General features: G+C 48.5%; 17 protein-coding genes. 6 read left to right on the forward strand and 11 right to left on the reverse strand.

Annotated features, from left to right (window positions below):
- The first annotated feature begins 265 nt into the window (after window positions 1-265).
- Complete coding sequence (locus BN1002_RS18815) at window positions 266-718, forward strand: PCYCGC motif-containing (lipo)protein (protein WP_269429809.1); 453 nt, start codon at window positions 266-268, stop codon at window positions 716-718.
- A 59-nt stretch (window positions 719-777) separates the two neighbouring features.
- Here BN1002_RS18815 and BN1002_RS18820 read toward each other — a convergent pair whose 3' ends face one another.
- The 5 genes from BN1002_RS18820 to BN1002_RS23885 all read right to left on the reverse strand — a co-directional run bounded on the left by BN1002_RS18820 (window position 778) and on the right by BN1002_RS23885 (window position 4,865).
- Complete coding sequence (locus BN1002_RS18820; RefSeq protein WP_048827058.1) at window positions 778-1,107, reverse strand: four-helix bundle copper-binding protein; 330 nt, start codon at window positions 1,105-1,107, stop codon at window positions 778-780.
- A gap of 192 nt (window positions 1,108-1,299) precedes the next feature.
- Window positions 1,300-3,738, reverse strand: a complete 2,439-nt coding sequence (locus BN1002_RS18825; protein ID WP_048827059.1) for a heavy metal translocating P-type ATPase — start codon at window positions 3,736-3,738, stop codon at window positions 1,300-1,302.
- Between the two features lie 122 nt (window positions 3,739-3,860).
- Window positions 3,861-4,067 carry a copper chaperone CopZ gene (gene copZ, locus BN1002_RS18830; protein WP_048827060.1) on the reverse strand — a complete coding sequence of 69 codons (207 nt, stop codon included), beginning with the start codon at window positions 4,065-4,067 and terminating at the stop codon, window positions 3,861-3,863.
- A gap of 59 nt (window positions 4,068-4,126) precedes the next feature.
- The gene (locus BN1002_RS18835) at window positions 4,127-4,528 is read right to left on the reverse strand and encodes a metal-sensitive transcriptional regulator (protein WP_082036307.1); all 402 of its coding nucleotides are present in this window, start codon (window positions 4,526-4,528) and stop codon (window positions 4,127-4,129) included.
- Window positions 4,529-4,706: 178 nt separating this feature from the next.
- Window positions 4,707-4,865, reverse strand: coding sequence for a hypothetical protein (locus BN1002_RS23885; RefSeq protein WP_156129730.1), 159 nt, complete (start codon window positions 4,863-4,865; stop codon window positions 4,707-4,709).
- A gap of 258 nt (window positions 4,866-5,123) precedes the next feature.
- Between BN1002_RS23885 and BN1002_RS18840 the strand changes: the two genes are divergently transcribed.
- Complete coding sequence (locus tag BN1002_RS18840) at window positions 5,124-5,711, forward strand: YdhK family protein (RefSeq protein WP_048827061.1); 588 nt, start codon at window positions 5,124-5,126, stop codon at window positions 5,709-5,711.
- 49 nt (window positions 5,712-5,760) lie between these two features.
- Here the strand turns inward: BN1002_RS18840 and BN1002_RS18845 are convergent, their stop codons facing one another.
- A complete protein-coding gene (locus tag BN1002_RS18845; RefSeq protein WP_048827062.1) occupies window positions 5,761-6,390 on the reverse strand; it encodes an NAD(P)/FAD-dependent oxidoreductase in 630 nt (209 codons plus the stop codon).
- Window positions 6,391-6,550: 160 nt separating this feature from the next.
- Here BN1002_RS18845 and BN1002_RS18850 point away from each other — a divergent pair, with 160 nt between their 5' ends.
- The 3 genes from BN1002_RS18850 to BN1002_RS18860 all read left to right on the forward strand — a co-directional run bounded on the left by BN1002_RS18850 (window position 6,551) and on the right by BN1002_RS18860 (window position 8,517).
- Window positions 6,551-6,949, forward strand: coding sequence for an ABC-three component system middle component 8 (locus BN1002_RS18850; RefSeq protein WP_148362822.1), 399 nt, complete (start codon window positions 6,551-6,553; stop codon window positions 6,947-6,949).
- 403 nt (window positions 6,950-7,352) lie between these two features.
- Complete coding sequence (locus tag BN1002_RS18855) at window positions 7,353-7,964, forward strand: hypothetical protein (protein ID WP_048827064.1); 612 nt, start codon at window positions 7,353-7,355, stop codon at window positions 7,962-7,964.
- Complete coding sequence (locus BN1002_RS18860; protein WP_048827065.1) at window positions 7,957-8,517, forward strand: peroxiredoxin family protein; 561 nt, start codon at window positions 7,957-7,959, stop codon at window positions 8,515-8,517. The genes BN1002_RS18855 and BN1002_RS18860 overlap by 8 nt, the downstream gene beginning before the upstream one ends.
- A gap of 123 nt (window positions 8,518-8,640) precedes the next feature.
- Here BN1002_RS18860 and nhaC read toward each other — a convergent pair whose 3' ends face one another.
- Window positions 8,641-10,026: a Na+/H+ antiporter NhaC gene (gene nhaC / locus BN1002_RS18865; RefSeq protein ID WP_048827066.1), complete on the reverse strand. Its 1,386-nt coding sequence runs from the start codon at window positions 10,024-10,026 to the stop codon at window positions 8,641-8,643.
- 824 nt (window positions 10,027-10,850) lie between these two features.
- On the opposite strand from nhaC, the gene BN1002_RS18870 reads away from it, so the two are divergent.
- Window positions 10,851-11,993 carry a PP2C family protein-serine/threonine phosphatase gene (locus BN1002_RS18870; RefSeq protein WP_048827067.1) on the forward strand — a complete coding sequence of 381 codons (1,143 nt, stop codon included), beginning with the start codon at window positions 10,851-10,853 and terminating at the stop codon, window positions 11,991-11,993.
- Here the strand turns inward: BN1002_RS18870 and BN1002_RS18875 are convergent.
- The 4 genes from BN1002_RS18875 to BN1002_RS18890 form a co-directional block, all read right to left on the reverse strand.
- Entirely contained in the window at window positions 11,977-12,696 is a 720-nt protein-coding gene (locus BN1002_RS18875; protein WP_148362823.1) for a hypothetical protein, read from the reverse strand. The two genes, BN1002_RS18870 and BN1002_RS18875, sit on opposite strands and share 17 nt — an antisense overlap.
- A gap of 41 nt (window positions 12,697-12,737) precedes the next feature.
- Window positions 12,738-13,553, reverse strand: coding sequence for a CheR family methyltransferase (locus BN1002_RS18880; RefSeq protein WP_048827069.1), 816 nt, complete (start codon window positions 13,551-13,553; stop codon window positions 12,738-12,740).
- Between the two features lie 104 nt (window positions 13,554-13,657).
- Window positions 13,658-16,495, reverse strand: coding sequence for a hybrid sensor histidine kinase/response regulator (locus tag BN1002_RS18885; protein ID WP_048828064.1), 2,838 nt, complete (start codon window positions 16,493-16,495; stop codon window positions 13,658-13,660).
- A gap of 196 nt (window positions 16,496-16,691) precedes the next feature.
- The gene (locus BN1002_RS18890; protein WP_048827070.1) at window positions 16,692-17,048 is read right to left on the reverse strand and encodes a SpoIIAA family protein; all 357 of its coding nucleotides are present in this window, start codon (window positions 17,046-17,048) and stop codon (window positions 16,692-16,694) included.
- Window positions 17,049-17,083 lie beyond the last annotated feature (35 nt).

The following is a 17,083-nucleotide window of genomic DNA, read 5'->3' on the forward strand; positions in this document are numbered from 1 at the left end:
CGGACGAGCAATTTTTCACCGCTACGGGCGTTTAGACTGCTTCTATTCGACCGGGCAGACAACTTTTCTCGTTTACGGGCGTTTAGCCTAGGCTCCTCCAGCACATAAAAGAACAAACCCGGATTGTTCGAAATTCGTTAACTGTTTCTCGATACTTTCTGCACATTTCTCCTTCAATATATAGTCATACGGCTAGTACCGTGCTTAGTTATAGCAAAAAAACGCACGTTGCCCCCATCACTACTACTTACAAAAGGAGAAGCGTATGAAACGATCAAGATTCTTGCTCCTGATTATTGCAATTCTTGCCATCGGGGTCATTTCAGCCTGCAACTCTTTGGATACCGAAAGCGTGAAGCTCGATCCGAAGCACGCGGCATTGCCCGATTTTGTCACTCAGTCCTCAAAGAAGGTCCAGGAAACCTATGTGCTGGCCGGGGAATATCCGGAAGTGCTTGAATCCGTTCCGTGTTATTGCGGCTGCGGGGCCGAATCCGGGCATGAAAGCAACCTTGACTGCTTTGTTGCCGGCATGGACGGCAGCACTGTAACTGAATGGGATCAACATGGAATATCGTGAGACATCTGTGTGAATATCGCCCGGGAGGCGGTAATGATGAAACAAAACGGCAAAGATCTCAAAGAAATCCACGAAAAAATCGTTGACCACTATTCATCTTATGGCGAAGGGACTCCAACCCCTGTCCCATCCAAGTAATCTTGAAACCACACCAAAAAGCATTCGCAACGATTCGGCCGCGAATGCTTTTTTATTTATCAAGCTGCCATCTTCCTGCAAACTTCAGCGCAGCGGAAGCAAGCCTCGGCGCATTTTTGACAATGGTCATGGCTATGCTTCTGGCACTCCTCGCCGCAAGCCTCGCAAATTTCGGCGCACAAGGCGCAAACTTGTTTTGCAAAAGGCGAATTGGACTGCATGGCCTTCACCGCGAAAGCACAAATATCCGCGCACTCCCTGTCTGTCCGGATACAATCAGCCATCATCTTGACATCCTCCTCGCGCAGGCAGGCGTCGTAACACGTATTGCATGCTTCCATGCACGCAATACACGCTTCAATACACTCTTGATACATCTGGTTCTTCATTCTTCCACCTCCTTTTTTTCCTGCTTTTTTCTGTTACCCCTGACGGTTTTGTTTAAACGGATAATTTTTTTAACTAAGAGTTGTGGCTAATTTGGGATTAGGTCCCTTCCGCCAATGACTCCAAGGCCGATTTTGCCCACAAAAAGAGCCAATCCAGAGGGGAAAGGGCTCCCCACTGAATTAGCTTTATTATTACAGTTTTACCTTCTGCAGCCTTAACGCATTCAGCACAACTGAAACCGAGCTGAACGCCATTGCCGCTCCCGCGAGCCACGGTGCGAGAAAGCCAAGCGCCGCGACCGGGATGCCCAGCGTATTGTAACCGAATGCCCAGAACAGGTTTTGTTTGATGTTTCGGATCGTCAGCTTGCTCATGAAAATGGCATCCGCAATGCTGTTCAAGTCGCCGCGGATTAGTGTAATGTCCGCCGCTTCCATCGCGACATCTGTCCCGGTGCCGATGGCCATGCCGATATCGGCAATGGCAAGCGCAGGCGCGTCATTGATTCCATCTCCGACCATGGCGACTTTTTTGCCGGCAGCCTGAAGCTTCTTCACTTCTTCCGCTTTGCCCTCAGGCAGGACTTCAGCGATGACATTGTCGATGCCTGCTTCGGCCGCAATCGCCAAGGCGGTCTGCTTGTTATCACCGGTAATCATGATGACTTCAAGCCCGAGATCCTTCAGCCTCCTGACAGCTGCTTTCGATGTATCCTTAATCGTATCGGCAACCGCGACAATGCCAGCATATTGCCCATCGACAGCAATCAGCATCGCTGTTTTGCCTTCCCGTTCAAGCTCTTCCATTTTTGCAAAAGCGGCCTCCACACTGACGTTGAATTTCGCCATCAGCTTTCGGGTTCCCGCGAGCAGCTCGCGTCCGCCAACTGCAGCCTTAATTCCATATCCCGGTATGGCTTCAAACGATTCTACCGGCTGCAACCCGATCCCTTTTTCCTGGATGCCCCGGACGATCGCCTGGGCCAGCGGATGTTCGGACTGTTTTTCAGCAGAGCCTACAAGCGTAAGCAGTTCCGATTCTTCCACCACCCCGGCCCCAATGACATCTGTCAAAACCGGTTCCCCGTTCGTCACCGTCCCGGTTTTGTCTAAAACCACGGTTGTAATCCGATGGGTCTGTTCCAGATGTTCGCCGCCTTTAAAAAGGATTCCATATTCCGCCGCCCGGCCAGAACCAGCCATAATCGAAGTCGGCGTCGCGAGGCCAAGGGCGCATGGGCAGGCGATAACCAGGACGGCAATCATATTTTCAAGCGCCTCGGCAAAATTGCCTGGCGAAGCCCAGAAGTACCAGATCAGAAACGTCAAAACCGCGATCCCGACAACAACCGGCACGAAAATCCCGGAAATTTTGTCGGCGAGCCGCTGAATTGGCGCCTTCGAACCTTGCGCCTCTTCCACCACTTTAATAATCTGCGCAAGCGCGGTGTCCTTACCAACCTTTGTTGCTTCTATTTTGATAAAGCCGTTTTTGTTAATTGTCGCGCCAATGACTCCGTCGCCAACCGTTTTGTCGACAGGGACGCTTTCCCCGGTCAGCATCGATTCGTCGATTGCCGACTGGCCCTCAACAATTTTGCCATCAACAGGGATTTTCTCACCTGGCTTCACGTGGATAATGTCACCGACGAGCACATCCTCAAGCGGCACCACTACTTCCGCGCCATTCCGCTCAACAATCGCTGTCTTTGCCTGGAGGCCCATCAGCTTTTTAATCGCTTCTGAGGACCTTCCTTTTGCTTTGGCCTCGAACAGCTTGCCGAGGAGGATAAGCGTAATCAGGACCGCACTCGTCTCAAAATAAAGCTCTGGCATGTGCGTGCTGTTTCCGAGTGACGCGATTGACTGATAAAGACTGTAAAAATAGGCGGCCGATGTACCGAGCGCGACGAGTACATCCATGTTCGCGCTGCCGTTTTTTAAAGCTTTATAGGCCCCCACGTAAAATTGGCCCCCGATGTAAAATTGGACAGGCGTTGCCAACAAAAACTGCACCCACGGATTCATGAACGCATCCGGCACATATATGAACGAAGTAAACGAGAAATGGCCCACCATCGACCAAAGGAGCGGCAATGAGAGAATCAGCGAGAAGATGAACTTATTCGTCTGCCTCTTGATTTCCCGCTGGCGGTGATCCGCTGTTTCTTCACTGCTTTTTTCTTCTTTCAAAATAGCCCCGTAACCGAGTGCTTCGACCTTTTTAATGATATCCCGTTCGGACAGGACAGATGGATTGTATTCAACGGACGCTTTTTCAAGCGCCAGATTGACGGACGCTTTCGCCACGCCTTCCATCCTGTTCAGGCCTTTTTCTATCCTTGTTGAACAGGCAGCACACGTCATGCCGGTAATATCGAATTCCTTTTTCTCAGCGATAACATCATATCCGAGGTCACGGACCTTCTTTTCGAGGGCTTCAACATTCGTGACAGCCGGGTCGAATTTTACTGCTGCGCGCTCAAGGGCGAGATTGACATTCGCCTCTCCGACTCCGTCCATCCTTTTCAGCCCTTTTTCAATCCGAACAGCGCAGGCCGCGCATGTCATCCCTGTAATTTGCATCGTCGTTTCTTTTTGCGCTTTTGATGCTGCTGTCGCCTGACTCATTTCTGCTCAACTCCTTTATACCCATACGGGGTATATTTTGTTTAAAAAAGGAACGTGCCAGTTCAGTCCGGGCACGCGCCTTCCACTGGTAAACTCCGCACGAGGTTCCCCCAGTCTTATCCTTACACTACGTCATATCCCTGGTCTTCGATTGTTTCCTTAATTTTATCAAGGGATACCGCATCATTTTTATATTCAACTGCGACTGTTTTCTCCTTCAAGTCAACCAGGACGCGCTCGACGCCATCCAGCTTACCGACGCTTCCTTCAACCGCTTTTACGCAATGGCCGCAAGACATGCCTTCAACATTCAATAGAGCTTTTTCCATTAGAAAGTTCCCCTTTCGGATTTAAAATAAATTTACTTCCCGCCGGCAATTACCTGGCGTTATTTTTTCATCATTCTTTGAATGGTCACCAGCAGTTCGTCAATCACTTCATCATCGCCTTCCTGAATCCGTTCAACGATACAGCTTTTCATATGGCCTTCAAAAAGAAGTTTTGCGACGGAATTAAGTGCGGCCTGGGTTGCGGAAATCTGCGTAATGACATCATCGCAATACGTATCCTTTTCAATCAGGCCCTTGATCCCGCGAATTTGTCCCTCAATCCGGTTCAGCCGCGAAACCAACTTGCGTTTCGTTTCCTCCGAATGATGGCTTTTCCGGGCAGAACCTTCATGACAACATTGATCTTCGCAATTTCCAAGTTCAGCCACGCGTTTCTCCTCAAGATCGGCTTCGCTGGGTGCTTTAGCAGACACCTGCTCTTCAGGATTTAAAAGATTCATTCCATCGCCTCCTGATTTCAATTTAACATACCCCCATATGGTATATCAAGTATCTTATATTATTAATTGTGTACAAAATTTGACAATTATCCCCTTAATATTTTTCCCATATAAAGTAATTGTCTATTTCCAATCTTATAAAAAAATGTGCATAAACCGCGCACAAATTAATGCTCTGTTATCTTTGATTGTTGATTTCCACTCCGGGGACATGCTTTCCGCGGGGCGAAGCATATACCTCCACCAACTTCATGAGAAACATCCATGAATTGGCTTCGTGCAGCTTTGCGACGAGCTGAAGATTCGCTCCTTTGAATAGTCTGTGGCGCAGGAGCATCCGTTGTGGAGCCTCCTCTTCGTCCTGGACGCCTGTGGGGTCTCCACGTGCCGCTTCATCCCGCCGGAGTCAGTCCCCTCCGTTCCAATCAACTTATTGATAATTAACAATTACCTTTAACTGAACCAACCTTAAAAAGGAGTTTCCAAAATTAAAAGAAGAATAAATCACTTGGGGAAGGGAATGTAAAAAAGGCAGAATTCCTATGCAAGAAAAGTTTTGGAAGAAGATTACATAGAAAGGAAAGGATGAAGTATAATGTTTGAAGGAAAAAGGTTTCTAAAAGGAATTGTCTCACTTTTTCTCATGCTGGCCCTGTCGGCATGCGGAGGACAGAATGATCAATCGGCCAAGGATAAAACAAAACAACCGCCCACTTCGGAGAAAACCTCCGGAAGCCATGAGGGGATGGAGCATTCAGGATCCGGCGAAGTCCCGGCTGGTTTGAAGGAAGCGGCCAACCCAAAATACAAGGTTGGAAGCAAAGCGGTTATCAACACAGACCATATGCCAGGGATGAATGGAGCGGTAGCAACCATTTCCGGTGCTTTTGACACAACAGCTTATGTAGTTTCCTATACTCCGACTACTGGCGGCAAAAAGGTGACAGGCCATAAATGGGTCATCCATGAAGAACTTGAAAATCCCGGTAATGAACCTCTGAAACCGGGGGACGAAGCAAAAATGACCGCGGACCACATGAAGGGGATGAAAGGAGCAACCGCAACGATCGAATCAGCTGAAAAAACGACGGTGTATATGGTTGATTACACTCCGACGACGGGCGGGGAAAAAGTGACCAACCATAAATGGGTAACGGAAAGCGAGCTCTCCCCCACTAAATAACTTCAGTTAAAAACCCGGCTTTTGGCCGGGTTTTCATTCTTATAGACAATCAGGAGGTCTTTTCCTGTACTAGGCGGGAAAGCTCCTCTATTCCGATTCGCTTCAGGAACTTAGGGAATGCCTCCCTTTTTTTGCCGAGCGATCCATAGATATTAAGCAGATTTTCGACCGCATCAAATAGTTCATCCGGATCCAATCGTTCCTTGAACAATGTTCCCGCTTCGGCATCCGCTCCCTTCGATTTACCGCCAATATAAAGGTTGTAATGGTCATTAACCTTCATGACGCCAATATCATTAACCAGCGGCTCCCCGCAGCCAACCGGACAGCCGGTATAGGCGGGTTTCAGGGTGAAAGGGACTGGCATTCCCGCAATCCGCTTATTTAGCTCAATCGCAACCGGCATCCCTTCCTCTAGTTCCCCCTTGCAAAAATTACACGTCCTCAGGCTTTTCACATAGTTCCCTACCGGATAACAGCTTAGGCCGACAGCCTCAAATTCCTTTATTATCTCTTCCTTCCCATCCTCCGGGATTTCAATATACAGCTGCTGGAAGGTGGTCAGTTCCAGTTCCTCGTTTTCCCCAAGATATTTCGCAAGTGTAACAAGCTGCCTGGCTGTAAGCTTCGCACCAAAGCCTATCCCGCCATTCACGGCTAGTTTTATTTTTTTATCCATGAGTTCTCCCTCAATCAACTTTTTTATAAAATTATGAGAATACCTGCCAAACCATTCTTTCTTTCATTATATCTAAAGAGAAACCGGCAATGTGTGGAAGGTCCCATTTCCGGTCCTTTTTTTCTGATTATGATAATCTTACTGTAAGTACACTCACTCATTGTTCCAAACCAAATATCCTGATGATGAGGTGGAGATGATGTGTGTTTCCAATAATGTGCTTGAGATACAAACGAATAAGCTCAGTGATGAAATCCGGCTTAATACCATCTTTACTCCGGTAGCTTTTGTTTACCATAACGGGCAACGGGTGAACCTTGGAGCTAGCTTCCTCCATCAGGCCGGCTTTATCAAAAGAGTCGTCCTCCAAGATACTGAAGGAAACGTTTATGAGGTTGATCCCACGGAGAATGGATTGAGATTTGCGAAGGGTGAAATTAGTTATAGGGATTATCAGCTGTTGGAAAAGAAGGAAAATCGTAAAGCCATTACACTATTCACAGGAGCTATCGGCTTCCTTTTCCTCATAGGCTGGGCGTTTTTACAATTAGTAGGTTAGTTCGTTTATACCAGACATTACATTATTTAAGATGGCCCCCGGTTTTCCGGAGGCCATCTGTTTTAAGAAAATAGACGATAAATCATGTAAACGACTCCTGCCAGGAGCCAGACGAATGTGCCAGGTCATATTGGAATGGCCCATTTGCTTTTTTTAACATCCGAACCGGATGCTTTCCCAGGAGAAATGCCTCAGGAGCCGGTTGTCGCGCAATCATTTTGTTTTTCCAGGTCTTTTTGCAAAAAAGTTCCCTCCTCTTGCCCCGATATATGTTTAACTTAAAACCAGGAGCACGATTCCTGCACGCCAAAGTCTGTACTTTTTGCTTTCCAGTCTTTTATATTTTACCATCATATACCCCGTAGGGTAAACTAAGAGTAACTTATTTCTTTTGGAGGAATTTATGGATTTTATTACACTTGGTAAAGTGTCGCTGTCTGTTGATGTCGCGGCAACAGTCGCAGCCGCTGTCCTGGCACCGCTTTTACATAAGGCCGTCTCAGGAAAAAAGACCGGCGACTGGTTCTGGAATGCGCTTTTCTATTTCTTTCTGACGGCAAAAATAAGCTACTTCCTTTTCAATTGGGGAACGTTCATAAAATCCCCGTTCTCACTCATTTATTTTGACGGCGGCAGCAAGGGAATGGTTTTAGCCCTTGGTGCGGTTCTTGTTTACCTTTACCGCCAGACCACAACGGGAGCGTTCCATCCAAGAACAGAAGGACTGGCACTATTCCATCAGTTTTTTCTTACATGGCTAACAGCTGGCACACTCATGGCAAAAGCCTGGCCGGCGTCCATCGTGTATTTTTTACTGCTGGCGGGCACACTAGTCATGGTAAATCGGCAGAAAAAATTGGATATACAGGTATTTATTTTGCTGGCGATGGCGGAGGTTTTAGGATTGAGTCTGTTCGGCGGCCTCTTTGGCCAGGGAAGCCTCGCGATTCTCTCCGTGGGACTTTTCATCGTGATGATGGCATACTTAAAGAAGGAGGGAGTATCTCGTGAATAAGAAATTTTTTGCAGGAGCAGTCCTGGTTCTCGCCCTGGCGGTTATCATTGTAAACGTCTGGAAGCCAGGCATTTCCTTTGGAGACAAAAAAGATAAAAAAGCCGCTCCAGCCGCGGCAGTGATCGGGATTGCCGAAGGAAACATGGCTCCTGATTTCGAGCTCGGGCTGGCATCTGGCGAAACAGTCAAGCTATCCGATTACCGCGGCCAAAAGGTCATCCTGAATTTCTGGGCGACATGGTGTCCGCCGTGCAAGGCAGAAATGCCCCATATGCAAAAATATTATGAGAAAAACAAAGACAAAGACATGACCATCCTCGCTGTCAATCTGACCGCTCTTGATAAAGGCCGGGATGCCATTGACCAGTTTGTAAAGGACTACGGGCTGACGTTCCCGATTGCGCTCGATGAGAAAAACAAAGTTGGCACGGAATATCAGGCGCTGACGATTCCGACAAGCTATATTATCAGCCCTGACGGAATCATTACCAAGAAGTACGTTGGGCCGATGGACGAGGATATAATGGATAAGCTATTAAAAGAGGCGAAATGAGTTTTCGGCTTCTTTTGATTAAAAAACAGCCTGGACACGAATGAAAAAAATTCGGTCCAGGCTGTTTCTTTTGCCCTTTATGAGTAGCCCTTTTCAGCCCTCGCCGAGACAAGGCGCTTCTTATCAGCGGGCCTGTTTTGGCAGGGTGAAGCCGGTAAAGCCGTAAAAAATGGTGATGAACGGAGAAAGCAGACAGAAAAAGGCGAATAAGAAGTAATCCGCTACCGGCACGCCAAGGACTGAGGCGATAAAAACACCGCAGACGCTCCATGGCACAAGCGGGTTGACGACTGTCCCGGCGTCCTCAAGCACACGTGAGAGATGCTTCGGTTCGAGGCCTGCTTTTTGGAAATGCTCCTTGAATGCGTTCCCCGGCAAGAGGATCGACAAGTATTGCTCGCCAAGCATAAAATTCACGGCGATCGCCATTCCGGCCGTCGCGCTAATGAGTAAGGATACGCGGACAAGGAATTTCTGGACGGCGGATAAAAGCGCCGGGATGATGCCAAGCCTGAAAAGGAGCCCGCCCATGCTGAGCGCCAGCAGGATGACCGAGATGCTGAACATCATGCTTTCAATTCCTCCGCGTGAGAGCATTGACTCCACTTCCTCTACCTTGCTGCCTGACTTATAGCCGGAATATAGGAGGGCCAACGCTGCCTTGCCGCCAAAGCCATCCTGGATGACGAAGGAAATGGCCAGCGCTGATATCGTTCCGGCTGACAAGGTTGCAATCGCGGAGACTTTTTTTGCCGCGAGAATAGCCAGGACGAAAAACGGAATGAGCGAGTACCAATGAACGAGATTCAATTCCAGCAATTCGTTTTTAATCATGGCCATCTGGCTGATACCCTCTCCGGTGTCGGCCGGTGAAATGATCATGTAGCCGATAAATGACAGAATGAAAGCTGGAATCGTTGTCCAGGCCATATTTTTAATATGTTCGAATAAGTCCGCCCCGGCCACACTTGCAGCGAGATTGGTCGTATCGGATAACGGCGACATTTTATCACCGAAAAACGCTCCGGACACAACCGCGCCTGCTGTGATGGCGGGTGAAATGCCGAGTGCCGTGCTTGCTCCGACAAAGGCGACACCGAGTGTTGCCGCTGTTGTCAGCGAGCTGCCGATGCTCATGCCGATAATTGAGGTGACCGCGAAAACAATCGCATAGTAAAACTTGCCTGAAACAAGATCGGTCGCAAGATAAATGAATGTCGGAATCGTCCCGCCCGCCATCCAGCTGCTGATGAGCATTCCGATAAAAAAGAAAATCATCACCGCACCAATGCCCGACTTGGCTCCTTCCGCCATCGCACTTTCAAGCTCCTTGAAACTAACTCTTTTCACAGCCCCATATCCGAGCAAAAGGGCGATCCCGGAAATGATGGCAATTTGCGGGACAACCTCCATCCCAATGATCATATAGCCAATCAAGCCCATTAAAACGAGAGTGACAATCGCTGCTTCCGCCGGCTTAATGGCAAGCTTCTCTTGATTCTGTAACATGAAAACTCCTCCAAATAATCGTTGAATATAGTAAACCTTCCTTTGCGGGGCTCATTCCCCGACAAGAAAAGGGTGAACCACAAAAAGCCCTTTCGCCATTAGGGACGAAAAAGCTCCGCGGTACCACCCTAGTTGACAGGATCGTTCCTGCCCTCTTTGCAAAAATTGCCCTCTTAAAGCAGGTGTATTTCGGAGTTTCATTGCCCGGACTTTCACCAGCCGTCCGGTCTCTTCTTGCTGCCCATGACACTCCTACTAAAACTGCAGGCAAAAAATATTCAAGTATAACATTATTACTTTTTTACTTAGACGCTTTTAAGCAATAAAGCGACAACTACGAATCAACTATACACTGCATATTCCTTGCTGTCAAAAAGAAAAAAGTACCATAATAGGATAAGGATGGACTCTCTCCAGGAAATCTAGCGCCAGCACTGAACTATTTGTATCGCGCTTGAATTCCAGGCACCCCCTATTCTATATAGGTTGAACTCAATAATTGCACTTTTATAATTTGAATAGCTGGTTGATTGGAGCTCAGGCATGGAGACTCCTGCGGGATAGTGCGGCAAGTGGAGACCCCACAGGAGCAACGCGACGAGGAGGCTCTACTGGCGCCCCGCGGAAAGCGAAATGCCCGGAGTGGAAATCAACCACAGCGCTACCACTTGAGTACCAATCTTTATTTCAACCTATATAGTTAAACTTTCTTCTAAAATAAGAAGGGGTTAAGGTTTTTCTTTTGCAAAAAAGGGTAATGTTTAAGGATGTGAGTAAATACAGAAAGAGTATTTTAGTGGTGGAGAAGCCGAAGGGGTAGGATTATGGCAATATTGATTGTTGATGATAATCAAGTGAATCTATTTTTGATAGAAAAGATCTTAAAGCGGGCAGGATACGATAATTACCTGTCCTTTTTGTCGGCGCGCGAAATGTTCGATTATTTGCAAATTGATAGCCCGCATCCCGTTGAGCGTCCCGCTGATTTAATTCTGATGGATATAATGATGCCGGAAATCGATGGAATTGTAGCCTGCCGGAAGTTACAGGAGACTCCTCATACACGGGACATCCCTGTCATTTTCGTCACGGCGCTTGAGGATTCGAATAAGGTGGCCGAAGCGCTTGATGTCGGCGGCATGGACTATGTGATGAAACCAATCAACAAGACGGAGCTGTTGGCCCGGATTCGCGTCGTGCTGCGGCTGAAATATGAAAAAGACTGGCATAAGAAACAGGATGAAAAAATCCGCAATGAGCTGGATCTATCCATGCAGGTGCAGAAGAGCCTGCTGAGTGAGCCGGTAAATGACCCGCGGCTCACAATCAAGGCCTCCTATTTGCCGGCAAACACACTGGCCGGCGACTTGTATTACTGGCACAAGATTGATGAAAACCGCTATGCGGTTATTTTGCTTGATATGATGGGCCACGGGATATCTGCCTCGCTCGTCTGCATGTTCATCTCGTCGGTGCTCCGGGATCTGATCAGGGCGAATCCCGACCCCGAGCATGTGATCCGCGAGTTGAACCGCTGGATGAGTTCGCTTAACAACAGAAAACAGCCTATACCTTATTATTTTACTGCCGTTTATTCAGTCATTGACGCCGGCAAAAAAACGATCGAATACGTGAATGCCGGCCACCCGTCAGGCTATGCGTTTATCGACGGCCGGCAGCTTGCCGAAATCGGGTCGACGACATGCGCGGTCGGTTTTTTCGACTCCATTAAAGTCGAGAAAAAAGTGATTACATATGAAGAATCCGCCCAGCTGCTCCTGTTTACAGATGGAGTGCCGGAAACTGCGGAAAAGACCGGCCTTGCCGGCATGGATGATTTAAAGAGTGCCGCGGCGGCGGATTGGGCCGATATGCTCGAACGCGAACCAATCGACTTGCTGCTTTCCGACGAACAGCAAACAGCGGCGGATGATGACATGTGTGTTGTACTCATTCGGGCGACGTAGTTGATTGAATGGCTTTTATAAAATGAAGGGCCTGGATACTGGAATCCAGGCTTTTTTTTGCATGTTGAAGATTTCTATTCGACCGCATGCCGGCTTTTTGGGCGGTACGGTCGAATAGAACGTCCATCATCGACCGCAAATCTACTTTTCTACGGCTACGGTCGAATAGAACGACCGTCATCGACCGCAACTCTACTTTACTACGGCTACGGTCGAATAGAACGACCGTCATCGACCGCAACTCTACTTTTCCTCGGCTGCGGTCGAATAGAACGCTTATCAACGACCGCAGCTCTACTTTTTCACGGCTACGGTCGAATAGAACGCTTATCAACGACCACAGCCCTACTTTTCTACCAGTACGGTCGAATAGAACGCTTATCATCGACCGCAACTCTACTTTTCCTCGGCTACGGTCGAATAGAACAACTGTCATCGACCGCTGCTCTACTTTTTCACGGCTACGGTCGAATAGAACGATTATCAACGACCGCAGCCCTACTTTTCTACCAGTACGGTCGAATAGAACGCCCATCATCGACCGCTGCTCTACTTTTCCTCTGCTACGGTCGAATAGAACGCTTATCAGCGACTGCAACTCTACTTTTTCTCGGCTACGGTCGAATAGAACACCCATCATCGACCGCAGTCCTACTTTTCCTCGGACCGAGACCGAATCCGTCCCCCTTCCTCCTCCAATCAAAAAAAAGCGCACCGCCAGTTCAAGCGGTGCGTACATCACAACTATTTCAGCATCTTCCGATAAATTTTCTCTGAAGCATCGAATTCCACAAAGTGCGGGTGGGATTCGGTCCGGATTGCTTCCTTGCTGCCGAGGCCGAGAAACCCTCCCTGGCTCAGGCTCCCATCAATCAACCTCAGCACATGCTGCTGCAGTTCCTGATTGAAATAAATGAGGACGTTCCGGCAAATCACAACGTGGAATTCGTTAAAGGATCCGTCTGTTACCAAGTTGTGCTGGGCAAAAATAATCTTCTCCCTCAGCGACGGGTCAAGAGTCGCGAAGTGGCTGTCAGCTGTATAGTATTCAGAAAAGGAGCGGACCCCGCCCGCCTGCAGATAATTCTTAGTGTAGTCCTGCATTTTTGACAGCGGGATGATGCCTTTTTCAGCGGCCTGAAGGACTTTCTCGCTCATATCGGTCGCATAGATTTTCACCTTGTCCGCAAGGCCTTCCTCCTTAAGCAAAATCGCCATCGAATAGGCTTCCTCGCCCGTCGAGCAGCCGGCATGCCAGATGCGGATTTGCGGGAGCCCCTTTAGATGAGGGATGACATTTTTGCGGAAAGAGGCGAAAAAGCCGGGGTCGCGGAACATTTCCGTAACGTTAATGGAAAAATCGTCGAGCAATTTCTTTAAAAGCGTTTCGTCTTCAATAACCCTCTCTGTCAGTCGCGAAATGCCCGGCAGCTGTTCAAGCCGGAGCCTGTTTTGGACGCGGCGCATGATTGAAGAATTCATATATTGCCGAAAATCGAAGCCTGACAGCCTATACACGGCCAGCAGCAATAATTCCAGTTCAAGTTCTTCCTTTTGCAAAAATGCTCCTCCTCTATCTGGCGGGCGCCTTTCTTCACACGAAAAGCCGGCCGTTAGCCTGATACAACAGGCATAGACCGGCTTTTATTAATCATTACAAACATTTATCTCGCAAGCCAAACCCTCATTGCTGAAAACAGCTGGTCCATTTTCAACGGCTTGCTTATATAATCCGATGCCCCTGCTTCAAGGCATTTCTCTTTATCGCCTTTCATTGCTTTCGCGGTCAGGGCAATAATCGGGATGTCACCGTAACGGTCCATTTCCCTGATGTGTTTCATCGTCTCATAGCCATCCATGACCGGCATCATAATATCCATCAAAACGATGTCGACATGATCGGTCGTCTGCAGGATTTCAAGGCATTCCATCCCGTTTTCAGCGGAAATGACCGTCATGCCTTCCTTCTGGAGAGCTTTTTCAAGTGCGTAAATATTGCGGTGGTCGTCGTCTGTAATCACAACGGTTTTGCCGCGCAGGTTGCTGAATGGCACATCATCCAATATGCCTTCCCCGCCAACACGGGCGGCAGCTGTAAATCCGCCGCTTCTGGAAATGGCTGTCCCGGTATCTTCCACCGCTGTCGATGTCCCGGCGGCCACTTCCACACTTGCCACATCAATCGGGTTTCCTCTGCCGGCAGTGCCAAGCTTCGCTCCTTCACGCTCATGGGCGGTCACTTGTTCCGAAGCACGCAAGCCATTCGGCAAGCTTGGAACGAGGAGCGTAAAGGTGCTTCCCTCGCCTTCCTTGCTTTCAACCATGACTTTTCCGCCAAGCAGGCGCGCGAATTCACTCGAAATTGACAGGCCGAGCCCGGTGCCGCCGTACTTTCTCATCGTTGCACCATCAACCTGCTGAAACGCTTCAAAGATCAATTCCTGTTGGTTTTCGGCGATACCGATGCCTGTGTCGCTGACAGAAATTTTAACCCATGTATCCGAGATTGGATCGGCAGGTATTTCGTCCGGCTCCGCCCGTGTGATGCTTGCGATGACAGCCCCGTTTTCTGTGAATTTAAACGCGTTCGACAGCAGGTTTTTCACAATCTGCTGAAGGCGCTGTTCGTCAGTATAGAACAGATCCGGAAGATCATCCTCGATTTCCACCATAAAACCAAGCCCTTTGCGGACGGCATGGTGGGTGAATAAATGCTCGAGCCTTCCACCGAAATCTGCGATGTTCACTCCGTCGAAAACGACTTCGAGTTTCCCGACCTCAACTTTGGAAAGGTCAAGTATATCGTTAATTAGATTTAGCAAATCCTGTCCGGACGTATGGATGACTTTTGCAAAATCCTTCTGCTCGTCCGTCAGGTTCTCATCCGGATCCTCGCCCATCATTTCGGAAAGGAGCAAGATGCTGTTAAGCGGAGTCCGTAGTTCATGGGACATATTCGCCAGGAATTCAGATTTATATTTTGAGCTGAGCTGTAGCTGTTTCGCCTTTTCCTCAAGCTGTTCCTTGGCGCCTAGTAATTCAGAGGACTTCATTTCCGCATCCTTCGTGCGCTCTTCAAGCTGCTCGTTAATCATCCGCAATTCCTCAGCCTGGGTCTGCAGCTCTTCCGATTGCGCCTGGAGCTCCTCAGACTGGGATTGAAGTTCCTCTGCCTGAGCCTGGGATTCAAGGAGAAGGCGTTCAATCTCCATCCGCCCGAGAGTGTTCATGATTGCGATGCCAAGTGTTTCAAAAACCTTTTTGGCTAGCTGCTTTTGAGCGGAAGTGAACGGCTCCAATGAAGCAAGCTCAATGACAGCTACCGTTTCATCCTTCACGGTGACCGGCGCAATGAGGATGCTTCTTGGCCTCATCATTCCGAGCCCTGTTGAGATGACAGTGTAATCTTCAGGTACATTTTCAATGTAGATTGGTTCCTTTTTCACGGCGCACTGGCCGGCAAGTCCTTCACGGAGGGCAATATCGTCCTTGCCCGGACTGCCGCCTCCATCCGCATAGGAGGCAACCTTTTTCAGAGATTGGTTCTCCATCACATAAAACGCGCCAAGGCTGGCACCGACTGCGGGGGCCAATTTTGACATTAGCTGCTCGCCAAGCGATTCAACTTCCGTGCTTTTATGATAAAGATTAATAAGTTCAGCTGATTGGGTCTGGACCCAGTTTTGCTCGGAAATTTCCGCAGTGTAATCTTTTTCTTTCTTATAAAAGGTTTCAAGGGATGCAGCCATCGAGTTGAAAGCGGCGGCAATTTGGCCGATTTCGTCCTTCGCTTCGACGTTCACCCGCGGAATCTCGGCTAGATTATTATAATCGACTTTATTAATGCCATCGGCTACCGCCTCAAGGTTCCTGCTTGTACTTCTGATGAGCCAGAGCGTCACTCCGGTAATCAGGGCGATGGCAAGGGCAACCGAGATGAACAGAGCCACGAACAATTGGTCATATGCATTGTTGGCCGCCTTCAGCGACTGGTTCATGAGGCTTTCCTGGTAGGCTTTAAATTCATTTACTTTTTGCAAAAGCAAATCCTTCTCGGTTTCCGCCCCATAGTAAATATCCCGGAGTTTCATTGGCTCCAAATTCCTGTCCATGCCTGCAATCAGCTGTGCTTCCATTTCGGAATAATCCTCATAGGCGGAATCGATTTCCTTCAGGAGCACCTTCGATTTAGGCTGGTTTAGAATGCCCTCCAACTCAAGAATATCCCCGCGGATTAATTTCTCGTTTTCCTGAAGGGTGGCAATCACTTCTTTTGGATCCATCCGTTTTTTATCCTGGATAAGATGGACAATCTCCCTGTCTGTAATAAGCACAGACTGGCGGATTTCCATTGCTTTATTCACCTTATAATATCGATCCTCGACTATTTCGAGCATGTTCGTCTTGATTTTCCCTGTCAGGGATAATATAGCAAATAACATGACCACGAGGAAAAAGAGCGTCAAACCAAGCCCGAGGAATTGTTTCTTTTTAAATGTCACAGCCAACCCTACTTTCTGTCAATCTCCCGTTCTGTTTTCTATATATTACTATATCAGTAGTACTTACATTTATCGAGAATTAAGGCGCATTTGGCAATCATTACTTCCATTGGTATCAAGGGATGAAATTGAGTATATTTGCTTCCCTAACCATAAAAAAAGCCGGCCTGCCGCCAGCGTACATTGCAGTTTATCCTCATTCCTTAATCCAGGCCCATGCTGCTGCTTCTTCTTCGCTGGAAAAATGCCTCGCTTCCAGTCCAGGCAGGAATTTGCCAAGATCGGTCACAGCCTCAAGCCATTTCAGGTCCGTTACGACCGCGAACTTCCGGAACTGGCTCCAACGCTGCGCATCAAACTTCATCCCATAAGCAAGCCCCATCAGCGTCGTCCCATCCACCTCATGCATTCTCGCAAAAATGTTAAACTCGCGCTCTTCGCCAAAAGTACTCCTCACATACTGCTCCAGCCGTACGGCATCCTCCCTCGTCGCCGCCCCGCTAAACTCCACCGCGATCGTCCGCTCATCCCGGCTCGGAATAAACGTCAGCATACACAACCCTCCCAAAATACGTCTACCCTATATCA

Origin of the sequence: Bacillus sp. B-jedd (assembly GCF_000821085.1) — a bacterium.
Lineage (GTDB): Bacteria > Bacillota > Bacilli > Bacillales > Cytobacillaceae > Bacillus_D.

Bases quoted from the DNA above. Each gene is read 5' to 3' on its own strand.
- BN1002_RS18825 (WP_048827059.1), bottom strand. From the start codon at position 3,738: ATGAGTCAGGCGACAGCAGCATCAAAAGCGCAAAAAGAAACGACGATG.
- nhaC (WP_048827066.1), bottom strand. From the start codon at position 10,026: ATGTTACAGAATCAAGAGAAGCTTGCCATTAAGCCGGCGGAAGCAGCG.
- BN1002_RS18870 (WP_048827067.1), top strand. From the start codon at position 10,851: ATGGCAATATTGATTGTTGATGATAATCAAGTGAATCTATTTTTGATA.
- BN1002_RS18840 (WP_048827061.1), top strand. From the start codon at position 5,124: ATGTTTGAAGGAAAAAGGTTTCTAAAAGGAATTGTCTCACTTTTTCTC.
- BN1002_RS18845 (WP_048827062.1), bottom strand. From the start codon at position 6,390: ATGGATAAAAAAATAAAACTAGCCGTGAATGGCGGGATAGGCTTTGGT.
- BN1002_RS18820 (WP_048827058.1), bottom strand. From the start codon at position 1,107: ATGAAGAACCAGATGTATCAAGAGTGTATTGAAGCGTGTATTGCGTGC.
- BN1002_RS18855 (WP_048827064.1), top strand. From the start codon at position 7,353: ATGGATTTTATTACACTTGGTAAAGTGTCGCTGTCTGTTGATGTCGCG.
- BN1002_RS23885 (WP_156129730.1), bottom strand. From the start codon at position 4,865: ATGCTCCTGCGCCACAGACTATTCAAAGGAGCGAATCTTCAGCTCGTC.
- copZ (WP_048827060.1), bottom strand. From the start codon at position 4,067: ATGGAAAAAGCTCTATTGAATGTTGAAGGCATGTCTTGCGGCCATTGC.
- BN1002_RS18835 (WP_082036307.1), bottom strand. From the start codon at position 4,528: ATGAATCTTTTAAATCCTGAAGAGCAGGTGTCTGCTAAAGCACCCAGC.
- BN1002_RS18890 (WP_048827070.1), bottom strand. From the start codon at position 17,048: ATGCTGACGTTTATTCCGAGCCGGGATGAGCGGACGATCGCGGTGGAG.